Annotated in this window: 15 protein-coding genes and 5 pseudogenes; 10 read left to right on the top strand and 10 right to left on the bottom strand. The window is 67.0% G+C overall.

What is annotated here, in order from left to right:
• Positions 1 to 161: 161 nt before the first annotated feature.
• From ACZ6TI_RS42540 to ACZ6TI_RS42530, 3 genes are all read left to right on the top strand, one after another.
• Positions 162 to 836 carry a sensor histidine kinase gene (locus tag ACZ6TI_RS42540; protein WP_465350966.1) on the top strand — a complete coding sequence of 225 codons (675 nt, stop codon included), beginning with the start codon at positions 162 to 164 and terminating at the stop codon, positions 834 to 836.
• A 102-nt stretch (positions 837 to 938) separates the two neighbouring features.
• Entirely contained in the window at positions 939 to 1,592 is a 654-nt protein-coding gene (locus tag ACZ6TI_RS42535; protein WP_465350965.1) for a DedA family protein, read from the top strand.
• 432 nt (positions 1,593 to 2,024) lie between these two features.
• Positions 2,025 to 4,112, top strand: a complete 2,088-nt coding sequence (locus tag ACZ6TI_RS42530; protein ID WP_465351023.1) for a heavy metal translocating P-type ATPase — start codon at positions 2,025 to 2,027, stop codon at positions 4,110 to 4,112.
• A gap of 556 nt (positions 4,113 to 4,668) precedes the next feature.
• On the opposite strand, the pseudogene ACZ6TI_RS42525 reads toward ACZ6TI_RS42530, so the two are convergent.
• Positions 4,669 to 5,061: pseudogene (locus tag ACZ6TI_RS42525) on the bottom strand (transposase); the annotation flags it as partial.
• Between the two features lie 22 nt (positions 5,062 to 5,083).
• Complete coding sequence (locus ACZ6TI_RS42520) at positions 5,084 to 6,181, bottom strand: IS110 family RNA-guided transposase (protein WP_465350964.1); 1,098 nt, start codon at positions 6,179 to 6,181, stop codon at positions 5,084 to 5,086.
• A 359-nt stretch (positions 6,182 to 6,540) separates the two neighbouring features.
• Here ACZ6TI_RS42520 and ACZ6TI_RS42515 point away from each other — a divergent pair, with 359 nt between their 5' ends.
• Positions 6,541 to 7,005 carry a hypothetical protein gene (locus ACZ6TI_RS42515; protein ID WP_465350963.1) on the top strand — a complete coding sequence of 155 codons (465 nt, stop codon included), beginning with the start codon at positions 6,541 to 6,543 and terminating at the stop codon, positions 7,003 to 7,005.
• 28 nt (positions 7,006 to 7,033) lie between these two features.
• Here ACZ6TI_RS42515 and ACZ6TI_RS42510 read toward each other — a convergent pair whose 3' ends face one another.
• Both ACZ6TI_RS42510 and ACZ6TI_RS42505 read right to left on the bottom strand, forming a co-directional pair.
• A complete protein-coding gene (locus ACZ6TI_RS42510) occupies positions 7,034 to 7,729 on the bottom strand; it encodes a hypothetical protein (RefSeq protein ID WP_465350962.1) in 696 nt (231 codons plus the stop codon).
• The gene (locus tag ACZ6TI_RS42505) at positions 7,726 to 8,127 is read right to left on the bottom strand and encodes a carboxymuconolactone decarboxylase family protein (RefSeq protein WP_465350961.1); all 402 of its coding nucleotides are present in this window, start codon (positions 8,125 to 8,127) and stop codon (positions 7,726 to 7,728) included. Before ACZ6TI_RS42505 ends, ACZ6TI_RS42510 begins: the two co-directional genes overlap by 4 nt.
• 319 nt (positions 8,128 to 8,446) lie before the next feature.
• On the opposite strand from ACZ6TI_RS42505, the gene ACZ6TI_RS42500 reads away from it, so the two are divergent.
• Positions 8,447 to 9,541 (top strand): integrase core domain-containing protein, encoded by a 1,095-nt coding sequence (locus ACZ6TI_RS42500; RefSeq protein ID WP_465350960.1) that lies wholly within the window; start codon positions 8,447 to 8,449, stop codon positions 9,539 to 9,541.
• 14 nt (positions 9,542 to 9,555) lie between these two features.
• Here ACZ6TI_RS42500 and ACZ6TI_RS42495 read toward each other — a convergent pair.
• The 3 genes and pseudogenes from ACZ6TI_RS42495 to ACZ6TI_RS42485 all read right to left on the bottom strand — a co-directional run.
• Positions 9,556 to 9,747, bottom strand: a pseudogene (locus tag ACZ6TI_RS42495) (transposase); the annotation flags it as partial.
• 87 nt (positions 9,748 to 9,834) lie between these two features.
• A complete protein-coding gene (locus tag ACZ6TI_RS42490; protein WP_465350959.1) occupies positions 9,835 to 10,017 on the bottom strand; it encodes a ferredoxin in 183 nt (60 codons plus the stop codon).
• Positions 10,018 to 10,028: 11 nt separating this feature from the next.
• A complete protein-coding gene (locus tag ACZ6TI_RS42485; protein WP_465350958.1) occupies positions 10,029 to 11,222 on the bottom strand; it encodes a cytochrome P450 in 1,194 nt (397 codons plus the stop codon).
• 320 nt (positions 11,223 to 11,542) lie between these two features.
• Between ACZ6TI_RS42485 and ACZ6TI_RS42480 the strand changes: the two are divergent.
• Positions 11,543 to 11,731: pseudogene (locus ACZ6TI_RS42480) on the top strand (IS110 family transposase); the annotation flags it as partial.
• Positions 11,732 to 11,788: 57 nt separating this feature from the next.
• Here ACZ6TI_RS42480 and ACZ6TI_RS42475 read toward each other — a convergent pair.
• Entirely contained in the window at positions 11,789 to 12,073 is a 285-nt protein-coding gene (locus tag ACZ6TI_RS42475; RefSeq protein WP_465350957.1) for a DUF6881 domain-containing protein, read from the bottom strand.
• A gap of 122 nt (positions 12,074 to 12,195) precedes the next feature.
• On the bottom strand, positions 12,196 to 13,941 hold the full coding sequence (locus tag ACZ6TI_RS42470) for a DUF6119 family protein (protein WP_465350956.1): 1,746 nt from the start codon (positions 13,939 to 13,941) through the stop codon (positions 12,196 to 12,198).
• 539 nt (positions 13,942 to 14,480) lie between these two features.
• Here ACZ6TI_RS42470 and ACZ6TI_RS42465 point away from each other — a divergent pair.
• The 4 genes and pseudogenes from ACZ6TI_RS42465 (at position 14,481) to ACZ6TI_RS42450 (ending at position 17,188) form a co-directional block, all read left to right on the top strand.
• Positions 14,481 to 14,666, top strand: a complete 186-nt coding sequence (locus ACZ6TI_RS42465) for a hypothetical protein (protein ID WP_465350955.1) — start codon at positions 14,481 to 14,483, stop codon at positions 14,664 to 14,666.
• Positions 14,667 to 14,828: 162 nt separating this feature from the next.
• Positions 14,829 to 15,815 carry an NAD(P)-dependent alcohol dehydrogenase gene (locus ACZ6TI_RS42460; RefSeq protein ID WP_465350954.1) on the top strand — a complete coding sequence of 329 codons (987 nt, stop codon included), beginning with the start codon at positions 14,829 to 14,831 and terminating at the stop codon, positions 15,813 to 15,815.
• A gap of 231 nt (positions 15,816 to 16,046) precedes the next feature.
• Positions 16,047 to 16,928, top strand: a pseudogene (locus ACZ6TI_RS42455) (IS630 family transposase); the annotation flags it as partial.
• Between the two features lie 59 nt (positions 16,929 to 16,987).
• Entirely contained in the window at positions 16,988 to 17,188 is a 201-nt protein-coding gene (locus ACZ6TI_RS42450; RefSeq protein WP_465351026.1) for a hypothetical protein, read from the top strand.
• Between the two features lie 46 nt (positions 17,189 to 17,234).
• Here the strand turns inward: ACZ6TI_RS42450 and ACZ6TI_RS42445 are convergent.
• Positions 17,235 to 17,360, bottom strand: a pseudogene (locus ACZ6TI_RS42445) (transposase); the annotation flags it as partial.
• Positions 17,361 to 17,692: the final 332 nt, after the last annotated feature.

Here is a 17,692-nt window from a genome sequence, read left to right as displayed (position 1 = left end):
GACCACCCGCCTCGGCGAGGTTACCGAACCTGCCCGCAGTATCGGCCGCATAGGAGACTCATGAACAGCCTTGGAAAGCCCGGCACATCGGCCAGGTCTTCGGCCAGACCATCGGCAACCGGATCCGGATCACCACACTCACCGAGGTCCCCGGTCTGTCGGTGATCAAGATCGACCCGCAGGCCGCGGCGATGGCCTACCGGGACCGCATCGTGGCGCCGCTGCGCGGCACCGCCACCAACGACGTCAACCCACCGCCCGGCACCGCACCGGGCGTGGTCTCGGTCTATCTGAGTGGGCATCACCTCGACCGGCCTCTGGCCCGGGCCGGGCCGTTCTTGCTCTGGCGGTTCCTCGACGGGCCGGGCTGGACGCGGGCTCACCCCTACTCCCTATCCTCTGCGCCGGCCGGTGATCTGCTGCGGATCACGGTCAAGGACCTCGGCGACGGCAGCTCGCGCGTCGCGACCCTGCGACGGGGCACCCGGGTGCTGGTCGAAGGGCCATACGGTGCGCTGACCGCCGATCGTGGTGCCGGCGAACGGACGGTCCTGCTGATCACGGCAGGGATCGGCATCACCAGCATGACCGTCGAACTCGGCGCGGACCACGACACGGTCACCGTCGTGGTCCGGGACGACGACACCGGCTTCGACCCCACCGACACCGAACGGCTGTTCGCCCGCCTTGCCCGTGGCGGCCACGGCGATCACCGCCGCTTCGGTCTCGGTCTCGCGCTCGCCCGGGAGGTCATCACCGGGCACGGGGGCACCATTGAGGCGTGGGGCCGTCCCGGGCAGGGCGCTGCCTTCACCATCCGCATTCCCGCGCCGTAAACCACAACGGGCCGAGCCGGAGCGGCACCCCGCAAACCTGAAACGGTCGGTTGAGGTCGCCTGGCCGGACAACATCAGGAGAACCCGACGGAAGGAACACGTATGCAGACCGTACCGCTCGCAGTAGGCCCGGCGTTCCTCGATCCGGAGTGGCTGATCTCCGCCTTCGGCCTGATCGGCATCCTCACGATCGTTTTCGCCGAGTCGGGTCTGCTGATCGGCTTCTTCCTGCCCGGCGATTCCCTGCTGTTCACCGCCGGGCTGCTGGTGGCCGGCGGCACCTACTTGTATCAGCCGCTGTGGCTGACGTGCCTTCTGGTATCGGTCGCCGCGGTCCTGGGCGACCAGTTTGGTTATCTGTTCGGGCGCCGTTTCGGGCCAGCGCTGTTCCGGCGCCCCGACTCACGATTGTTCAAACAGGACAACCTGACCCGGGCGCAGGGCTTCTTCCGCAGATACGGGGCCCGCTCAATCTTGCTGGCGCGGTTCGTGCCGATCGTGCGAACCTTCACGCCGATCGTGGCCGGGGCAAGCCACATGCAGTACCGGAAGTTCCTGGCATACAACGTCGTCGGTGGCACATTATGGGCCTGCGGCATCACGATCCTGGGCTACTTTCTGGGGCAGGTGGCGTTCGTGAAGGACAACATCGAACTCATCCTCATCGGCATCGTGGCGGTGTCGGTCGTGCCGATCGGCATCGAACTTCTGCGCAGTCGCCGTCGGGCCCGAGCCACCGCCGCCGGGCCGCGCTGATAGCCAGCACGACAGCCCCGTACACACCCCACCTACCAGCCAGATGCCCAGCAAGCCCGCGCCGAGGTCTTCCCGCCCATGCCGTCGCGGCCGTGACGGCATGGGGCGATCGGTCTCCACGCTCATCACCTCACACATCTTCCACGGTAAATACCCCATTAGGGACGGTAAACCACCCCCGACGGGGCTGGTCGCAAGGGCCGACGTCCGGGACCGAGGCGCATGGGGCTGCCGTGTCCGGTCCGGGTGTGACGCTCGAAACGTTCGCCGGATACCCCCGCGGGTATGTGCCCGGTGTTGGAGGTGGTCGACATGCAAGCTGACAAGCACGAGCACGAGGTCCGCGACGGCGGTGCACCGCGCGCGGCGAGCGGCGTGTCCACCCACGACCACGCCGGCCACTCCGGCGCGTCTGAAGCGCCGGCTCGCCCGATGCCCGCGTCCGAACACCACCCGGCCGGATACGACATGCCGGGCCACGCCGGTGGGCATGCCGCCGGACACCAAGGGCACGACAAGCACGCCGGGCACGACCCGGAGGCGTTCCGCCGCAAGTTCTGGTTGAGCCTGGTCCTCACGCTCCCGATCGTCGCGACCAGCCACATGATCATGGACTGGTTCGGCTACACATTGGACTTCCCCGGCATGAGCTCGGTCGGGCCGGTGCTGGGTACCGTCGTGTTCTTCTACGGCGGGTGTCCGTTCCTGCAGGGAGCGGTCCGCGAGGTCCGGGACCGGGCGCCGGGGATGATGCTGCTGATCTCGATGGCCATTACCGTCGCGTACACGGCGTCGCTGGTGACCAGCCTGGGCTGGTTCGACCTGGACTTCTGGTGGGAACTGGCCGCGCTGGTGACCATCATGCTGCTCGGGCATTGGCAGGAGATGAAGGCCATCGGGCAGGCCCAGGGCGCCCTCGCCGCCCTCGCGGCGTTGCTGCCCGACGACGCCGAACGGCTCACCCCGGAGGGCACGATCGAGCGCGTACCGGTCGCCGACCTGGCCGTCGACGACACGGTCCTGGTGCGCTCCGGCGCCCGCGTTCCGGCCGACGGCCGCATCGTTGAAGGCGCCGCCGAGCTCGACGAGTCCATGATCACCGGTGAGTCCCGGCCGGTGGCCCGTGCCGTGGGTGACCGGGTGGTGGCCGGCACGGTCGCGACCGACTCGGCCCTTCGGGTTCGCGTCGACGCGGTCGGGGAGAACACGGCCCTGGCCGGCATCGGCCGCATGGTCGCGCAGGCGCAGGCCGCCGGCGGTCGGGCGCAGGTCCTGGCAGACCGGTTCGCGGCCATGCTGTTCTATGTCGCCGCCGCCGCGGCGTTGGTGACGTTCGTCGTCTGGTGGGCGCTCGGCAGTCTGGACCAGTCCGTGGTCCGCACGGTCACGGTTCTCGTGATCGCCTGCCCGCACGCTCTGGGCCTGGCAATCCCACTGGTTATCGCGCTGTCCACGGCGCTGTCGGCCAAGGCCGGCATCCTGGTCAAGGACCGGCTCGCGCTGGAGCGGATGCGCACCGTTGACACGGTCCTGTTCGACAAGACCGGCACCCTCACCAAGGGCGCGCACACGGTCACCGCGAGCACCCCGGCGGATGGTTTCACCGTGGACGAGGTGCTGCGCCTGGCCGGCGCGGTCGAGGCCGACAGCGAACACCCCCTCGCGCGGGCGTTGACCGCCGTGGCCCGCGGGCGCGGCCTTGCGGCGGCGGCGACCGACTTCCGGTCGCTGACCGGGCGCGGGGTGCGGGCGCAGGTCGATGGGCACGTGTACGCCGTGGGTGGCCCCGCCCTGTTGCGCGAGCTCGACGCGACCGTGCCGCAGGAACTGGCCGGTCCTGCGGAGCAGTGGTCACGGCGCGGCGCCGCCGTGCTGCACCTGCTCCGCCTCCACGAAGCCGGCGGGCCGGTGCAGGTGATCGGCGCGTTCGCGCTGGAGGACGAGATCCGCCCCGAGGCACGCCAGGCGATCGACCAGCTGCGCCGCAACGGCATCCGGAAAATCGTCATGATCACCGGGGACGCCCGGCCGGTTGCCGAGGCTGTCGCCGCCGACCTGGGTTTCCGCCCCGGCGTGGACGAGGTGTTCGCCGAGGTTCTGCCGGCCGATAAAGACCGCGCGGTCGCCGAGTTGCAGGCCCGCGGGCTGAAAGTGGCGATGGTCGGCGACGGCGTCAACGACGCCCCGGCGCTGGCCCGCGCCGACGTGGGTCTGGCCATCGGGGCCGGCACCGATGTGGCGATCGAGTCGGCTGGCGTCGTCCTGGCCTCTTCGGACCCGCGCGGGGTCACCGGAGTGATCCGGCTTTCCAAGGCTTCGTACCGCAAGATGATTCAGAACCTGGCGTGGGCGGCCGGCTACAACGTGATCGCGATCCCCCTGGCGGCCGGCGTGCTGGCCTGGGCTGGGATCTCGTTGAGCCCGGCGATCGGGGCGGTGCTGATGAGCGCCTCGACGATCGTGGTGGCACTCAACACTCAGCTGCTGCGCCGGGTCCGGCTGGCCCCGCAGGAGCAGTAGCCAGCCCGGCCAGCGCGGATGGCGCAGCCTCGGCCCTGTACGGGCAGGTCCCGGTTCCACAGCGGCAGCCGCGGACCGTTATCGACGTAGAACCCCGTGAGCAGGGCGATATAGGTGCCGCCCAGACCGCGGGGCATTGTCACTTCCTTGGCGGCGAGACCGAGCCGACACCGCAGGCGCTGCGGGCCGCGGACAGCCCGGTGTGGGGTGCCACTTCAGGGTGATGGCGCTGGCCTGGGCAAATGCCGGTGCGGCACGCTCGGTGAGGTGGTGGTTCATACGATCGCACCGCTGCTCGTTCGGCGAATTCTGCGTGTGCTGGGGTGTGGTCCGATACCCGACGCAGATGCGGTAGAGATCGCGGTACTTCGGCACCAGCTGGCGGTACTACACCGCCAGGTGGTGCGTCCGCGGTACACCGTGGCCGATCGGGCGTTGTTGGCCGCGCTGGTGAAACTGCTGCCACGGCAACGGTGGGCGGTCTTCCTGGTCACACCGGCGACGCTGCTGCGCTGGCATCGGGAGCTGATCGCCCGCCGGTGGACCTACTCGCCGGCGGGTCGTGACCGGCGCCGGCCTGCATGTGCAGGGCGTCGACGAGGCGGTCGTTGTGGATGAACCGGGCGTGGACGGTCTTGGATTTGCCGGACTGGCGGGTGATCGGTGCGGTGCCGGCGTAGTTCTTGCGAGACTTGGCATCGGCGTAGCGGCCTGCCGCGTCGCCGAACTCTGCGAGCACCCGGGCGCCAAGGATCACGCCGATGCCGGGCTGGCTGAGGTAGACCTCAGCGTCCGGGTGCTGGCCAAAATGGGCCTCGACCTGCCCGTCGACGGTGCGGATCTCGGTGTTCAGGGCTTGCAGGACCGCGACGGTGGCGCGGACGGTCGCGGCGTAGGCGCCGGCGACGACGTCGGATTGGCTCAGGTGTTCAGTGCGCAGGGCCTGCTGGGCGCCGATGCCCTTATGTTTGTCAAGTCGCTGACGGGGCGTGGGTGGCGAGATCGTGTTGTTGGATCAGCTGGTAGATCTCGCGGGCGATGTAGCGCTTCAGGCAGCGGATGGTCTCGCGTCGGGTGAGGCCTTGGGTGGCGCGTCGGTCGAGGTAGTCGCGGGTGCGTTGGTCGCTGCGGGAGCGGGTCAGGGCGATGCGGTGGAGGGCGGCGTTGGCGCGGCGGTCGCCGCCGCGGTTGAGCCGGCGTCGGCGGGTTTTTCCGGAGGATGCTTCGATCGGGCTGACTCCGCAGAGTGCGGCGAACGAGGCTTCGCTGTTCATGCGGTCGGGGTTGTCGCCGACGGTGATGGGTAGGGCGGCGGCGCTGTCCGGGCCGACGCCGTGACGCTGAAGCAGTTGCGGGGCGTGGGTGTTGAGCACGGCGGTGATCTGCTGCTGCAGCTGGCGTTCCTCGATGGTGAGTGCCTGGATGCGTTGGGCCAGGAGGCGCAGGGTGTAGACGGTGGCGGTGGCTACGTCGGTCGGGCTGAGCGTCGGCAGGTTGGCGCAGTGCCGGATCAGGGCGGTGCGGCTCAACCCGCTCAGCGTGTCGCGCAGGGCCGGGTCGGCGCCGGCGAGGACGGCCTTGAGTTGGTTGATCGCTTGGGTGCGGGACTTGACCGCGGAGGCTCGGGCCAGTCGGAACATGCGTAGCGTCTCGACCGGCCCGTCGCCGGTCTTGGCGGTGGTGGTGGCCCGGGCGGACAGCACGGCGTGGGCGGCGGCGGTGGCGTCGACGGTGTCGGTTTTGCCGTGGCGGCGGCGGGCGGCCCGGTCGGGCCGGTTGACCTCCACGACGGTGATGTGTTGCCGGCGCAGGTAGCGGGTCAGCGCGGCGCCGTAGGAGCCGGTGCCTTCCACGCCGGCGCGGCGCAGCACGCCGAGGCTATTTGCCCAGGCCAGCAGCTGCCGGTAGCCGGCCGCGGTGGTGGGGAACGCGGCGGTAGTTATCGGCACGCCGAGGATCGTGATCACCGAGGCGACGTGGGTGTCCTTGTGGGTATCGACGCCGAGGATGATCTCCTCACGGCGCGGGTCGTTCTGGCTGGGCGCGCCGGACTGCGCCATGCTGGTCATTGGTTGTTCGTCTCCCGATCGGCTCGCGGTGGCGGATGGCCATCGCCGGGCCGGCCGGGCGGTCAGAACTGTGACGGTGCCCTGTTCCAGCAAGGCCCCTATCGGGACACGCCCACCGGTCCGGCGGTAGCTCGTCCTCCGCAGCCGACAGCCGACAGATCGGAGCCAAGGCATCGACTGAGCCGGTTGCGTTGCGGGTCAGACCATCGGCCGCGGAAGAGCGGCTCCACAATGTCAGAACCGCCCACCGAGGCTCACAGTTGCGTTGAGCCCTCATCAAGATCGCTCGCCGCAAGGCTTCCTGCGAGATCCCATTGCATCTCGTCTGCCCTGGGCACAGACAGGGCAAATCGGCTTCGATGGCCGGTGCATCCCGCTGCGGACCGACGCTAGTGACGAAGCCTTGTGAAGGATTTACGGCGCTCGCGAGTGTCAATCGCTCAATGCAACAGAACCGCCTGACCGGCCACCAGCGAGCCAACCAGTTGCGCATCGGCTTCGGCCCCGACCGGTTGTCCTTCGATGTGGACATCAACGGCCCCGGCGACCCGTTCGTCATCGACCCGGTGGCGCTCGAGGCGACCTTCGGACCCGGAGACCTGCCACCGTACGGCGAGGTGCTCCGCGGCGTCCTGGACGGTGATCCAACGCTGTCGGTACACGGTGACACGGCCGAACAGTGCTGGCGCATCGTGGAGCCGGTACTGCACGCATGGCGGGCGGATGACGTCCCACTTCAGGAGTATCCGGCCGGCAGCACCGGGCCGGGGAACTCGTTACTGACCCCCGACATGCACCTGCTCCACGCCGATGCCGAGGCCTGACGTCGGGGCCGAGCGACCGGAAGCCGCCCTACTCGCCCGGTCCGGGCCGGGGGAATTTCGGCACGTAGGCACGCCGGAAGCCGGTGATCCGCCGGACGAAAACCGTAGACAGGGTGACGGCGGCGCCCGATGCGACACTCACTCCCAGCGCCACCTGCAGCCACCTCGGCCCGCCGAGCGCTTGGCATACGATCGTGACGAACACACCGCTGATCACCGCGTTGATGAGGCCGACAATCGTGGGTGAACCGGCGAGAAGGTGAGTGAAACCGATTCGCCGGCGGAAGCTGTAGGTCTGCAGGAGATGCGGCTCGTCGTCGTAGGACCCGGTGACCAGGAAATTTTCCAGATCGGGCACCATCTCGACATAGGCGTGCCTCAGGCGGTTCATCCCGACGACGATCCACGTGTCCTCGATATCGGCCTCCAGCAACCGGATGTAGGTCGTGAATCCGACCAGCAGGACCAGCGGAAGCACCAGCAGCGCGACAGTGCGGAAGCTCGAGCCGAACCCGGTTGCCTGAACCACCAAAGACAACGCCACCATGGTGGCCGACAGGATGGTGAGGAAGGTGCCGGTTCGGCTGAAGATCTCCTGCCAGATGAGGCCGCGGGTCGCCAGCAGGCTCCAGTGCTCCACTCCGAGGATCTGAGCACGCAGCGAAGCCTGGCTCTCCGAGCCGTTGGACGGGGGCGGGGGCGTGCGGGCCGGGATGTGTGTCATGACTCTCCCGCGATTGTCGGAGGTTCGGTTGTCGTCATGTCCGCCGGATCGTGCACCGGCATGGCACCCTCGGCGAGTTTAAGTCGTGTCCAGATGTTCATGTTGATGACGACGGCGACGATCTCCAGGATTTCCGTCTCGCTGAAGTGCACGACCAATTCGTCGTGGACCTGTTGCAGCCGCGACGCCGCGTCGGTGTCGGCCGCTCGGGTCAGAACCTCGGCATAGTCAAGCGCGGCGCGTTCCGCGTCACTGAACAACCGCGTCTCCCACCACGCGGTCAGAATGTCTATCTTGGACTGAGCGATGCCGGCTCGCCGGGCGGCTGCGTGATGCACCATCAGGCAGTAGGCGCAGTTGTTGACCTGCGCGACGCGCAGTCGCAAGAGCTGCGCCACGGCCCGGTCGGTTCTGTTGCATTGAGCGATTGACACTCGCGAGCGCCGTAAATCCTTCACAAGGCTTCGTCACTAGCGTCGGTCCGCAGCGGGATGCACCGGCCATCGAAGCCGATTTGCCCTGTCTGTGCCCAGGGCAGACGAGATGCAACGGGATCTCGCAGGGCGCTGTTGCGTTGCGGAATCCGTGGAGACACCGCCATGCAGGACCGGCGTCAGATCGCTCCGGCGAGTTCAGTGAACGCCGCGGCGACCCTGTACCGCTCGAAAACAGGGTTTCAGGGGTAGACCTGCGGTTCTGTGCGCTGCCGGTTGCTCGATGGGCGGCAGTCTGAACGGCATGGTCCTGTCGTTCGGATACCTGGTCCTTCGTCATGTGCTGCAGTTAATCGTTTTGGGATTGCGAGGCGAGCGGGCGATCGAGATCGAGATCCTGGTCCTTCGCCACCAGGTCGCGGTGCTGCGCCGTCAGGTCAACCGTCTAGATCTGGAACCGAACGACCGGGCGGTGCTCTCGGCCCTGGCTCGGTTGCTGCCCCGCCGGCGGTGGGCCACTTTCATGGTCACCCCGGCCACCCTGCTGCGCTGGCACCGCACCCTGATCGCCGGGAAATGGACCTATCCCCGGCGCCGGCCGGGCCGCCCACCGATGCGGGCCGCCATCCGGGCGCTGGTCCTGCGCCTGGCGACCGAGAACCCGAGCTGGGGCCACCGCAGGATCCAGGGCGAACTGGCCGGCCTGGGCTACCGGGTGGCGGCCAGCACCGTGTGGACCATTCTGACCAATGCCGGAGTGGATCCGGCACCGCGGCGGACCGGGCCGACCTGGAAGCAGTTCCTGAGCACGCAGGCCAAGGGGATCCTGGCCTGCGATTTCCTGCACGTCGACACAATCGGGCTAACCCGCATCTACGTGCTGTTCCTGATGGAGATCGGCACCCGCCGGGTGCACGTCCTCGGCGCGACCACCCACCCGACCGGGGACTGGGTGGCGCAGCAAGCCCGCAACCTGATGCTGGACCCGGGGGAGCGGGCCGGGCAGTTCCGGTTCCTGATCCGAGACCGGGACGCCAAGTACACCAACGCGTTCGACGAGGTCTTCACCAGCGAAGGCATCGAGGTACTACGGAGCCCACCGCGAGCGCCGCGGGCGAACGCCTACGCGGAACGCTGGGTGCGCACGGTGCGTCGGGAGTGTCTTGATCGGATGCTGATCTACCACCCTCGGCACCTGCTGACTGTCCTGGGTGAGTTCGTCGCGCACTATAACGAGCACCGGCCCCACCAGAGCCGCGACCAACGCCCACCCGGGGCCACGGACACGGGGCCCGCCATCGTTGATCTCGCCTCGGTGCGGGTCCACGGCAGGAAGATCCTCAACGGACTGATCAACGAATACTCGCAGGCAGCGTAGCCCGAACCGCATTTCCGAGCGGTACAGGTTTGGTATTGCCCGTACCGCTCGGGCATGTCCGCCCACGGCGACCCGGTCCGCTTCACCCAGCAGATCCCATTGATCACCTGACGGTGATCACGCCACCGGCCGCCACGTTTGCCCTGCTCAGGCAGCAACGGCTCCAGAATCGCCCACTCGGCATCCGTCAAATCGAAACGCGCCACACTCGTTCAACGATCCACATCATGATCCGTCAGTTACGCCCTAGCGGCGCATCCGTCAGATGCGCCCTGGACCGACGTCGCGGCAGGTCAGGTCGCCAGGCGGATCACCGCCGCAGGGCAACGGTCGACCGCCTGGCGTACCGCCTCGAGCTCGGACGCGGGCGGCGTCTCGTCGAGCAGGACCACGATGGCCTCCTCCTCGTCCTGGTCGAAGACCGCGGGCGCGGTCAGGACGCACATCCCGGCGCCGATGCAGCTGTCGCGTTCCACCGAAACCTTCATCACCAGGCCACCGGCAGCTCGACGGGACCACGGACCACCGTGTCCTGCTTCCAGACGATCTCCTCGAGCGGCACCGCGAGCCGCAAGGTCGGCACCCGCCGGGCCAGCGACCCGAGCACCGTGGTCAGCTCCATCCGCGCGATCTGCTGGCCTACGCACGCGTGTGCGCCGTGCCCGAATCCCAGGTGCGGACCGGGCTTGCGGGTCACGTCGAGCGTTTCGGCGTCGGGGTACAGGGCCTTGTCCCGGTTTCCGGACTGCACCGCCGCCACCACGTAGTCGCCGGCCTTGATCTGCTGGCCGCCCAGCTCGGTGTCCACAGTGGCCCGCCGCAACAGGCCCGTACCGACACCCAGGTAGCGAACGAGCTCCTCGGTCGCCGAGGTGACCAGCGACGGGTCGGCGCACAGGCGGTCCCACTGACCCGGCAGGGTGAGCAGCGCGACCATGCCGTACGTGATCATCGACGCCGTCGTGTCGAAGCCCGCCACCAGCAGCGCCCCGTTCATCGCCGTCAGCTCCGCGTCGGTCAGCGGCCGCTCCGAATCCTGCGAGTGCACGATCATCCGGCTGAGCACGTCGTCACCCGGCGCCGCACGCCGCTCGGCCACCGCCTGGTAGAGGTAGCCGAACAGCGGCTCGAGCGCGGCCTGCAGCTCCTTCGGCGTGGTGGAACCGGTGAACAGCACGGTGGCCGCGTCCCGCATCAGATATTGCCGATCGCGAGGCACGCCGATCAGCTCCGAGATCACGTCGGTGGTGATCGCGGTGGAGAATTCGGAGTGCATCGGGTACGGCTGGGACGAGGCCAGCATCCGGTCGATCGCGTCGTCGGTGATCCGCTCGACCAGCGGTCTGAGCTCCGCGAGGCGGTGGGTGTGCGACACCTGCGGCGCGAAGTTGCGCCGGATCCGGATGTGCTCCGGCCCGTCCAGCTGACTGAATCCCACCGGCGGCCCCTCCGGATCGAAGCCGGACAACACGTGGGATGCCATTCCGGGCCGGGTCGAGAACCGCCGCCCATCACCGAGGACCTCACGCACGCCTGCGTAGTCGGCGACCAGCCAGGCGCTGATCCCGGTCGGGCACATCACCCGGACAGGTCGTGCGGTGGCTCTGAGCTCGGCATACTCGGGCGGTGGATCGAACGGCCAGGCATCTTCCTGCGGAATCGGCAGTGCGGGCGTAGCCATCGCGGAACCTCCACTGTGGGCAACCGGGACAACACGTTACGCCAGATCCGCCAAGGTCAATATGACTTCGTCCGGGATCAATCAGAAGTCATGTTGCCGATCCGTTCGCCACCAGCACCTCGTGTCCGCGCCCGGTGACGTGTGGGGTGCCATTACTCAGCCAAGCCCGTGACCTGGGCTGCATCGGATACTTCGCCAGCGATGGTGTGCTGGAGTTGAGCGTGTTCAAGATTCGACGTGCGATTCCTGAACGCGTTCAAACGACCTGAGTATCTCGAACGGGTTCGAAGACGAAGGGCCAGGTCAGAGGCCCGGATGAGTTTTCGGCACCCACAGGCTCACCCGGCGCCCGCTTTTACTACCAATCCCTTCGCGAGCGTGGCACCGGCCATCAAGCCGCTCTGCGCCAGCTCGGCAACCGCATCGTCGGCATCCTCCACGGATGCCTCAAGACCGGCAGCACCTACAACGAGGCCACCGCCTGGGCCCATCTCCAGCCCACCACTTGACTTCGAAAAACATGGGATGTCTGCCGCGATTGGTGCGCCGGCTGAGAAGCGGGGGCGTCACGCCTTGTCCGAGCGCCAGACCCGTTCGAACTCCGTGTTGGTGATCTCGAAGATGCTCCAGTCCTCGTCGGAGTCGTAGAGGCTGGCTTGGCCGAGACCTCCGTAGCGGTCTTCGTCGTGTCCGGGTCCGTATCGCAGGACGTGGCCAGCGTCGTACATCTCGACCTGACGGATGGGCCAGCCCTCGTCGTCCGTCTCGAAATACCAGAGTGAGTGGCCCCAACTGTCGAACTCATCGCCTCGGGTTTCGTCCCAGCGGCGGCTATAGAAGCGGTTCGGCATGGCCGCACGGTACCGCCACTTCCATATCAGGCTCGATCTGCGTCGGAGAGGACCGGCGCCGACTCGAACGATCCGCGAGCCCGGTTAGCCCTTCCTGCGTCACTAGATCGAGCGCGGGCTCGCTAACGGTGGGTTCGCTGGCGAGGCGGCAGATTGGAGTCGATCAGGGCAATGGTGGGCTTGAACCCGAGGCCAGCCACCCGTCGAGACTCCAGCACCAGGCTTATACGGGAGAACAGGGGAAGGCTGGTGATGGATCGCCCGCGCCAGTCACCCAGGAAGCCGAACACGACTTCCACGCCGTTGCCGGAAAGCTTCGCGGTGTGGGACTGGGAGATCTCCGCCGACAGCCCGGGCGAAGCGGCGTTCGCACGGATCATCTCGTCAAGCGTGCGCCTTGCGATCACCGAGCGCCTCAGCAGCTCGCAACTGTTCGCTGCCTGCAGGAACAAGTGGCTGAGGGTAGAGGATTTGCCTTTCCGCTTCAGATGGATCAGTGCGCCGGACCTGGCCACTAGATCGCTGGCCTCGATGCCGGCCTCATTTTCGAGTCGAATCAGTTGGCGGTCGAGGACAACGAAGGCATGGCATTCATTGGTCCGGATTTTCTCAATGTAGGTTGGCTCGGTCTCCCCGTGGTAAGCAGGGAACGTGACACTGCTGAGCTCAAGCTGCTGCAGTTCGCCGTCGATGGTGCGCACGAAAGAGCGGTCGACCCGGTAGAAGTCCCCGTCGTAGGCGAGATATTGCTCATCTCCGATGATCATGTCAGCGCAGATGCAGTCAATCAGCCGTACCTTTCCCAGAGATTCATGAGAATCGTCCAAGAAGCGCAGGTCGGCCGTGAGGGTACGGACCGGATCGCTGCTGCGACACACATGTGCTGCGATCGTCTCTATGGTCAGGTTGACCCGGCTGGCTTGGTACCGGCGTTCACCGGGGAAGAGGATGAAGTTGATCGGCCGGTCGTCCTCCATGTCCAGGTCGTCGGGCAGGATGGCGTCCACTGATGCGGGAATTGGCTCGGTCCGTAGCTGCTCGATCAGATGGTCTTGAATGATCGCCGCGATGTCGTCGTTCTCAACCATCTTGATGTTGTCCACCCACGGTAGCGCCTCTGAGTAGTCGGTGGCGCAGGACAGTTGCATGAGCGAGACAGACAAGTCGTGTAGGTCGGTCAACGCGTGAAGGTCCGCGTTGAACCGGGCGCTGCGCCCGCCGCGGATGGATTCGGTGAACGACGGCGTACTTAGGCGGCCCCCGATCGATGCGAGCAGGTCGCTGCGCCGGTCGATGCGGAAACCGTCGATGGGGATGTCTCGCGACGCCCGATGTCCGGTCTGTTGAAACCACGGAGCGGTGGTCCGGTAGCCGATCTGACGAAACTGCGGTGACTGCCTGTTGTCGCGTTGCTGCGCTATGGACCCACCCTCAGCAGGTGCCTTTAAAGCGAGCATGTTGAGCGCGATTGTGAGGCCGAAGCGAGAATCCTGGGCCGAGCGTCGAATGGCGCGCGATCCAGTACCAAAGGACCAGGCCAGCCACCGCAGTTCCGCATCACCGGGATCGCTAATCGCGCACAAGACGATCGCGCCGTAGTTCAGTGAGGGCTCCTGAAACACCAATGCCGTGACGTGCTGGCTGAGGAAATGCTGCCATCGAGGAGCGGATCGTGTTCGGGCAATGATGACGACGAAAATGTCGCCTGGGCGCGCCGCAGAGATGGTGCCGGCCTCCTCCCACGGAAGAGAAAACCAGTCGTTGCCGTCCAAATAGGCCAGAGTTGGAAGTGGGTCGAGGTCCAGATCGGTGAAGGCGTCGAGCGGCTCGACGGCGCGCTTGAGCAGGAACGCGTTCAGGCTGAGCACCGGCGAGCACCCCTCATTGCACTGGGACATACTGTCGCAACGCCGAGAGTAGTCAAGGCAAAGCGGAGTGTCATCAGGCTTCTCATGAATGACCGGTATAAGCTACTTCCCAATGTCGGTTCGTACGCATGTTCGGATGGCCACTGTCTGCGGTCTAAAGCGAACGGCGACTGCACGGGCCTTACAGCTTGGGCTTGCTGGCGGGTTCGCTGCGGCGACCCACGGCCCTAGGTCTGGACCAAGGCAGCCGACCGGATCCTCGAATTCATCAACGCTACTGCGTACGCATGAACGACTCACGACACTAGGTCGTCGTCGGTCCAGTCGGCGAAGCGCCGGCCGGGAAGGCCCCGGTTGAGGGGGCCGAGCCCCCGCGGGACGCACCGAGCCGCTCCGCAAGCGGCGAGCCGTCCTGGTCCTGGTCACCGCTCTGCATCAAGCCGGTGTCACAAGTGCTGAGCTGGCGACGGCTGTTCCGCGTTCCCGCTTCTTGCCGGTGGAGGGGGACCCTGGCTGGTGAGCAACTCGCCATGGCCTTCATGAGCGCTTACGTCGGCTCGAACAAGCGGCTCGGGCGATGGTTCATCGAACGGCCGCTGCACGATGACGGCAAGACCTGGGTGCTGTCGAAGATGTGGGGCACCAACACCGAACCCGTTCTCGAACACCTGCTCACCCTCGCACCCACCGACGGTTACGGCTACGAGGCGGTCTCCGACAACTGACGCAGCCAACGCCCGTCAGGCAACCGCCGATATCACTCCGGATGGATGCCCGCTCATGCCGATGAGCGGGTGTTCCGCTCGTTCTGCGTGAGGGTGGTCGTCCTGGACTCGAGCTGATCGTCCTCAGCGGGCGCACAGAGGGTCTGCCGCATCATCGTCGGCATGCGAGCGGTGATGTTCGACCGGTATGGTCCGCCCGATGTGCTCACCCAGGTCGACCTGCTGACGCCCGTGCCCCGTGCGGACCAGGTGCTGGTCCGGGTGCACGCCACCACGGTTACCTCGGCCGAATGTGGGATGCGCCGGGGCGAGCCTCGGTGGGGGCGGATCATCATCGGTCTGCGTCGCCCGCGCCGGGGTATCCGGGTGCTCGGGTTGGAGTTCGCCGGCGAGGTCACGGCGGTCGGGTCGGCGGCGTGTCGGTTCGGGGTCGGGGATCGGGTCTTCGGCTTCACCGGCTTCGGCGTCGGCGCGAACGCCGAGTACAAGAGCCTGTCCGAGCGGGCGTCCATGACGACGATGCCGGCGGACGTGACGTACGCACAGGCCGCGGCCACGGTCGATGGATTCACCACCGCTTGGTACTTCCTGCACGATCTGGCCGAACTCCGACCTGGACAGAGAGTGCTGGTCATCGGCGCCTCCGGCAGTATCGGCGCGTATGCCGTCCAGCTCGCCAAGCACCTTGGCGCCGTCGTGCACGGCGTGTGCAGCGGCCGGAACGTCAAGCTGGTCGAGTCGCTCGGCGCGGAACGGGTGTTCGACTACACCGTCGAGGACTTCACCGTCAGCGGCGAGCGCTACGACGCGGTCTTCGACACGGTAGGTCGCAGTTCGTTCGCCCGGTGCCGGCCGGTGCTGGCACCGCGAGGCTGCTACCTGCCGACAACAGGCCTGGTGAACAATGTGCTCGCGGTCCGCACGGCGGTCACCGGTGGCCGGCGGGTCCGGACCGGGATGTCGGTACGCAAGCACGCGGCCCTGGCCGCGTTGCGCGACCTGCTCAGCGATGACCGGCTCCAGATTGTCATCGACCGGAGCTATCCGCTGGCCGAGATCGTCGAGGCCCACCGGTACGTCGACAGCGGACACAAGGTCGGCAACGTCGTGATCACTATCGTGGACGCGGGACACCCTGCCCTGCCGTGATCTAGGAGGGGCGCGCCACAGCCGAACAGCCCGGGGACGCGACCGTCGATCCCTGATCGGCAAAGACGAGCTGCACGCCGAGATCTCGCACCGCCTCGGCAGGCATCCGCTCATGCCGCCTCGAGGGCGTTGGTGCTCTTGCTAATGCCCTGACTACAAACGTTGGCCGGGTTGGGTGACACACCGGGCCGGGTCCGCTGTGCGGGACTGGTGTCGGTTGAAGCTGTCGGGGTGGCAGAACCCGTGCGAGTACGCCGATTAAGTGATCCCGAAGGTCAGAAGCTGCAACGTCTCGTCCGTCGTGGGACCGGCTCAGCGGTCCGGCTGCGCCGGGCGATGGTCGTGCTCGCCTCTGCCGACGGCAACAGCGTGCCGGTGATCGCCCGACTGGTCCAGGCCGACGAAGACTCCATCCGCGATGTCATTCACCGGTTCAACGAGATGGGGATGCCCAGCCTGGACCCTCAGTGGGCGGGTAGCCGTCCCCGCCAGATCAGTCCTGACGACGAAGCATTCATCGTCTCGACGGCCAACACCCGCCCGACCAAACTCGGACGGCCGTTCACCCGGTGGAGCATCCGCAAACTCGCCGATTACCTCGCCGGCAACGGCGACCGCAGCGTGCCCGTGGGCCGCGAACGGCTACGGCAGTTCCTCCGCAAACACGAGATCACCTTCCAACGCACGAAGACATGGAAGGAATCCAACGACCCGCAACGGGAGACGAAACTCGCCCGGATCGAGCACGTCATGCACCACTTCCCCCAGCGGGTATTCGCCTTCGACGAGTTCGGCCCCCTGACCATCCGCCCGCAGGCAGGCTCCGGCTGGCAGCCGAAGAACCATCCGGACCGGCTCCCGGCGAACCATCACAAGCTGCACGGCGTCCGGCAGTTCCACGGCTGCTACTCGATCGGCGACGACACCATGTGGGGTGTCATCCACCAGCAGAAATCCGCGGTCAACACTCTCGCCGCCCTGAAATCGATCCGGGCCAAACGGCCGGACGGCGCCCCGATCTACGTCATCCTCGACAACCTCTCCGCGCACAAAGGCGTCGCCATCCGGCGATGGGCGGCCCGGAACAAGGTCGAACTCTGTTTCACCCCTTCGAAGCCCTACTCACGACCGCGCGGCTGTCGCCCAACCGCAACGACTTCGCCCTGATCGCGATGCTCGGCCTGCTCGGGCTACGGATCTTCGACGCCTGCGGCGCGAACATCGCCGACCTCGGCGAGGAACACGGCCACCGGGTCCTGAAGATTCGAGGCAAGGGCGGCAAGACGGTGCTGGTTCCGTTGCCGCCGGCCGTTGCTCGCGGCCCTCGGCAATGCGGACCTGCTCGCGCAGCTCCTGCAGGATCCGCTCGGTGACCTGGCGTTGCTCCCACTGCTGAAACTGCCAATACACCGTCTGCCAGGGCGGGAAATCGACCGGCAACTGCCGCCACGAGCAGCCAGAACGGACCACATACAAAATCGCGTCCACGACCGCCCGCCGCGGATGCTTCGGGATCCGACCCGGTGACTTGATCAGCGGGAGCATCGGCTCCACGATCTCCCACTGCCCATCGGTCAAGTCCGACGGATACCGCCGCTCACGCTCCACCCCAACACCTTCACGGCGTCACGAACCACAACGTGGACACGCCGTGCGACACCACTCTCGAACACTCACTGAGGCCGACAACGCAGCGCCGGCCGGCCCGGCCGCGTTGGTGATCGCCGCAGGTCCGCGCTGGGCGCGGGGGCCGGCACGATGCTGGCCTTCCTCGGGCGGCGGCAACACGTCGAGTACGAAGGCCGTGCCATCTGCCCGCCCACCATCGTGCAGTAGGCGGCTGATCTCATGGGATTCAAGCCGGCAACGCAGCTACC

Source organism: Actinoplanes sp. NPDC051388 (assembly GCF_055586225.1).
This window is presented reverse-complemented; position numbering and strand designations above follow the sequence as displayed.

Excerpts from the sequence above, each read along its gene's own strand:
- ACZ6TI_RS42535 (WP_465350965.1), top strand. The coding sequence starts at position 939 with ATGCAGACCGTACCGCTCGCAGTAGGCCCGGCGTTCCTCGATCCGGAG.
- ACZ6TI_RS42530 (WP_465351023.1), top strand. The coding sequence starts at position 2,025 with ATGCCCGCGTCCGAACACCACCCGGCCGGATACGACATGCCGGGCCAC.
- ACZ6TI_RS42520 (WP_465350964.1), bottom strand. The coding sequence starts at position 6,181 with ATGACCAGCATGGCGCAGTCCGGCGCGCCCAGCCAGAACGACCCGCGC.
- ACZ6TI_RS42515 (WP_465350963.1), top strand. The coding sequence starts at position 6,541 with ATGGCCGGTGCATCCCGCTGCGGACCGACGCTAGTGACGAAGCCTTGT.
- ACZ6TI_RS42510 (WP_465350962.1), bottom strand. The coding sequence starts at position 7,729 with ATGACACACATCCCGGCCCGCACGCCCCCGCCCCCGTCCAACGGCTCG.
- ACZ6TI_RS42500 (WP_465350960.1), top strand. The coding sequence starts at position 8,447 with ATGGGCGGCAGTCTGAACGGCATGGTCCTGTCGTTCGGATACCTGGTC.
- ACZ6TI_RS42485 (WP_465350958.1), bottom strand. The coding sequence starts at position 11,222 with ATGGCTACGCCCGCACTGCCGATTCCGCAGGAAGATGCCTGGCCGTTC.
- ACZ6TI_RS42475 (WP_465350957.1), bottom strand. The coding sequence starts at position 12,073 with ATGCCGAACCGCTTCTATAGCCGCCGCTGGGACGAAACCCGAGGCGAT.
- ACZ6TI_RS42465 (WP_465350955.1), top strand. The coding sequence starts at position 14,481 with ATGAGCGCTTACGTCGGCTCGAACAAGCGGCTCGGGCGATGGTTCATC.
- ACZ6TI_RS42460 (WP_465350954.1), top strand. The coding sequence starts at position 14,829 with ATGCGAGCGGTGATGTTCGACCGGTATGGTCCGCCCGATGTGCTCACC.
- ACZ6TI_RS42450 (WP_465351026.1), top strand. The coding sequence starts at position 16,988 with ATGCTCGGCCTGCTCGGGCTACGGATCTTCGACGCCTGCGGCGCGAAC.